This window comes from Sodalis-like endosymbiont of Proechinophthirus fluctus (assembly GCF_001602625.1).
Taxonomy (GTDB): Bacteria; Pseudomonadota; Gammaproteobacteria; order Enterobacterales; family Enterobacteriaceae.
Genome location: NZ_LECR01000015.1, coordinates 18,604 through 22,506, shown reverse-complemented (window position 1 = coordinate 22,506; position 3,903 = coordinate 18,604). Strand labels below are relative to the sequence as shown.

At 52.1% G+C, this 3,903-nt stretch carries 3 protein-coding genes; all 3 read left to right on the top strand.

Annotation, left to right across the window (positions count from 1 at the left end; translation table 11 throughout):
* Positions 1–739 precede the first annotated feature (739 nt).
* The 3 genes from cydA to cydX are packed head-to-tail and all read left to right on the top strand — an operon-like array spanning position 740 to position 3,598.
* Positions 740–2,299, top strand: a complete 1,560-nt coding sequence (cydA, locus tag BG74_RS01785; protein WP_066596165.1) for a cytochrome ubiquinol oxidase subunit I — start codon at positions 740–742, stop codon at positions 2,297–2,299.
* 35 nt (positions 2,300–2,334) lie between these two features.
* A complete protein-coding gene (cydB, locus tag BG74_RS01780) occupies positions 2,335–3,468 on the top strand; it encodes a cytochrome d ubiquinol oxidase subunit II (protein ID WP_066596163.1) in 1,134 nt (377 codons plus the stop codon).
* Positions 3,469–3,484: 16 nt separating this feature from the next.
* Positions 3,485–3,598 (top strand): cytochrome bd-I oxidase subunit CydX, encoded by a 114-nt coding sequence (cydX, locus tag BG74_RS01775; RefSeq protein ID WP_066596161.1) that lies wholly within the window; start codon positions 3,485–3,487, stop codon positions 3,596–3,598.
* Positions 3,599–3,903: the final 305 nt, after the last annotated feature.

The window sequence follows — 3,903 nt, the reverse complement described above, 5'->3', positions numbered from 1 at the left end:
GCGGCTGTTATTCCGCGCTTTGCCTCATGACCTTGTCGTCTAGACTTAAGTCTAGGCTGGCTTATTCGCCGCGAGAGGCAAGTACAGTGAAAAAACGTTTGCACGGCAGAGCATAAATAACGTCACACCACAATGATGACGGCGCGGTGATATTTTCTCTCTTTTTTTAGTAAACGCGCACACTATCTCGCGCGATGAGCCTATTTAATAGCGCTACTGCTTCAGAGATGAAGAGAACACATTATTATTTTCATTTTATTTAATCACCATATTTTATTAATCACACTTTGGCAACATATCAGTGATATTGCCTTTTTTAGCTACTAATATTTAACAAAAAAATATTGCTTTAAATCAATATCTCCCCACGCATCTACTGTACTGGTAGTAATGTTACGCTAGTGTAATTTCAATAAGACGGCCGCCTCTCGTACCTCGTACCAGGTTTGCTCATTATGCGGTTTTAATACTTCTATCACTAAAAAATATATTTATCCAAAGGAAGTTGAGGGGTAATATACGGGCATTCACAACTTACGGGCATTCACAACTGGTTATGCTGATATTTCTCTGATACGTCTGTAGCGCCTCTGCCCTTCTTCCCCTCAGGAGTCATAGGCGAAAGGCGGTTAATGATAACTATAAAGCCTTTATTATTCACCGCGCTTTTCCGTCCTGCTCAAGGGTACGGCCGTAGCGGCGCATGTAGGATCTTTCCTGCGAGGAGTAAGGAGTCTTCATGTTTGATGTCGTCGAACTATCACGATTACAGTTTGCTTTAACAGCGATGTACCATTTCCTGTTTGTGCCTCTAACGCTCGGTATGGCGTTTTTGCTGGCCATCATGGAAACGGTGTATGTGCTGTCCGGCAAACAGATCTATAGAGATCTGACCAAGTTCTGGGGCAAATTGTTCGCTATCAACTTCGCCCTCGGCGTGGCTACCGGTCTTACTATGGAGTTCCAGTTCGGCACCAACTGGTCATACTTCTCCCATTATGTCGGCGATATCTTCGGCGCGCCGCTGGCCATCGAAGGGTTGATGGCCTTCTTCCTGGAATCTACTTTCGTCGGGTTGTTCTTTTTCGGTTGGGATCGCCTCGGAAAAGTTCAACATATGGCCGTGACCTGGCTAGTGGCGCTCGGCTCCAACCTGTCCTCGCTGTGGATCCTGATCGCCAACGGATGGATGCAAAATCCCATAGCGGCGGATTTCAACTACGAAACCATGCGGATGGAGATGGTCAGCTTCGTCGAACTAGTGCTTAATCCGGTGGCGCAGGTGAAATTCGTGCATACCGTAGCCGCGGGCTATTGCACTGGCGCGATGTTTGTCCTCGGCATCAGTTCATATTATCTGCTGAAGGGGCGCGATATCGCCTTCGCCAAACGCTCCTTCGCTATCGCCGCTTCCTTCGGCGTGGCAGCGGTTCTGTCGGTCATCGTGCTGGGGGATGAGTCCGGCTATGAAGTAGGAGACGTGCAAAAAACCAAGCTGGCCGCTATCGAGGCTGAATGGAACACTGAGCCGGCGCCGGCTTCCTTCACCCTGTTCGGCCTGCCGAATCAGGAAGACCAGACCAACTATTTCGCGGTGCAGATCCCTTACGCACTGGGCATTATCGCTACCCGTTCCACCGATCGTCAGGTCACCGGCCTGAAAGATCTGATGACCCAGCATGAGGTGCGCATCCGTAACGGGATAAAGGCCTACAGTCTGCTGCAACAGCTTCGTGAAGGTAGCACCGATCCCGCAGTGTGTGAAGCGTTCAACAGCGCTAAGCAGGATATAGGCTACGGGCTGCTGCTAAAACGCTACACCGACGATATTACCCAGGCCAGCGAGCAGCAAATTCGCCAGGCTACCAGTGATTCCATCCCACGCGTTGCGCCGCTGTATTTTTCCTTCCGTATCATGGTGGGCTGCGGCATGCTGATGCTAATGCTGATCGCCTCCTGTTTCTGGACCGTGCTGCGCAACCGCATCGGTCATCACCGCTGGCTGCACCGCGCCATGCTCTATGGCATTCCACTGCCGTGGATTGCCATAGAGTCCGGCTGGTTTATCGCCGAATACGGCCGTCAGCCATGGGCTATCGGTGAAATCCTGCCGACTGCGGTCGCCAACTCGACCCTGACCGCTAGTGACATCCTGTTCTCGATGGGGCTGATTTGCGGACTGTACACGCTATTTTTAGTGGCGGAAATGTATCTGATGTTCAAATTCTCGCGTCTGGGGCCGAGCAGCTTGAAAACCGGCCACTACCACTTTGAACAGTCGTCCGCGTTTCCTCGGTGAGCGCATGGTAATACGTAATACGGGAGAGAATGACTATGTTTGATTATGAAGTATTGCGTGTTGTCTGGTGGGTGCTGATTGGTGTGCTGCTCATCGGCTTTGCCGTTACCGACGGGTTTGATATGGGCGTCGGCATGTTGATGCGCCTGTTTGGCCGCAGCGACGTTGAGCGTCGAATCATGATCAATACCATCGCGCCGCACTGGGACGGTAACCAGGTATGGCTCATCACCGCCGGCGGCGCCCTATTCGCCGTCTGGCCGATGGTGTATGCCGCGGCGTTCTCCGGCTTTTACATCGCCATGATTCTAGTGCTGGCCTCGCTGTTATTCCGCCCGGTCAGTTTCGACTACCGCTCGAAAATCGATGACGCCCGCTGGCGCAATATGTGGGACTGGGGCATTTTCATCGGCAGCTTCATTTCGCCGGTGATGATCGGGGTGGCGTTCGGCAACTTGCTGCAAGGTGTGCCGTTCCATGTGGATGAGTATCTGCGTTTATATTATACCGGTAACTTCTTCCAGCTGCTTAACCCGTTTGGCCTGCTGGCAGGCATCGTCAGCCTGGCGATGTTCCTGACCCAGGGCGGCACCTATCTGCAAATGCGTACTGGCGGCGATTTGCAGGTTCGGATGCGTGGCATCACCCAGCTTACCGCGCTGGTCACCCTGCTGACGTTCCTGCTGGCCGGCATTTGGGTCGTCAACGGCATCGACGGTTTTACCTCTGTTATCGACAGGGTCGCGCAGTCTAACCCGCTGCATAAAGAGGTGGTGCACAAGGCTGGCGCATGGATGGCAAATTACCACGCTTATCCAGGATTATGGGTTGTGCCGGCGCTGGGCGTGCTGCTGCCGCTTTTGACTATCGTCTTTAGCCGCGCGGGGCGCGGTGGATGGGCATTCATCTTCTCCTCGTTAACCGTGGCCTGCATCATCTTGACTACAGGGATCACGCTGTTCCCGTTTATCATGCCGTCGAGCACGATGCCCAATGCCAGCCTGACTCTATGGGACGCGACGTCAAGTCTAGGGACGCTAAAAGTCATGACCGTGGTGGCGATCATTTTCGTACCGATTGTGCTGCTCTATACCATCTGGTGCTACTACAAAATGTTCGGTCGCATCACTAAAGAACATATTGAACAAAACACGCATTCGCTGTACTGAGTTAAGGAGCTTAACCATGTGGTATTTCGTCTGGATTTTAGGAACGCTGTTGGCCTGTGCCTTCGGCATCATTACAGCACTGGCCCTTGAGCATCTGGAAGATAATGGCAGCAAGGATGCCCTGAAGTGATAGGGCATCCTTGCTGCCCTATATGGTCTGACGGATAAGAACTCCCTTTCGGGCGTTTTCTCTCCTCATAGCGCTTACACTTTTGCGGGCTGTGTTTTCTGGTCGCCCTATCGTTTCGCTGCCCAGATCAGTCCTCCTCTCCTGGTAGCAGGGGATCGTCTTCGTTTGGGCGGTTTTTTATGCCGGTGTGTGGTTCACAGTAACAGCATTCGGCTGCGATGTCGTCTGTGGATCTAAAATATTTTCTTTCCCCTGTCTTACCCATTCCCAATGTGATCTGTCTTACGTATAGTAAGCACCGTTGT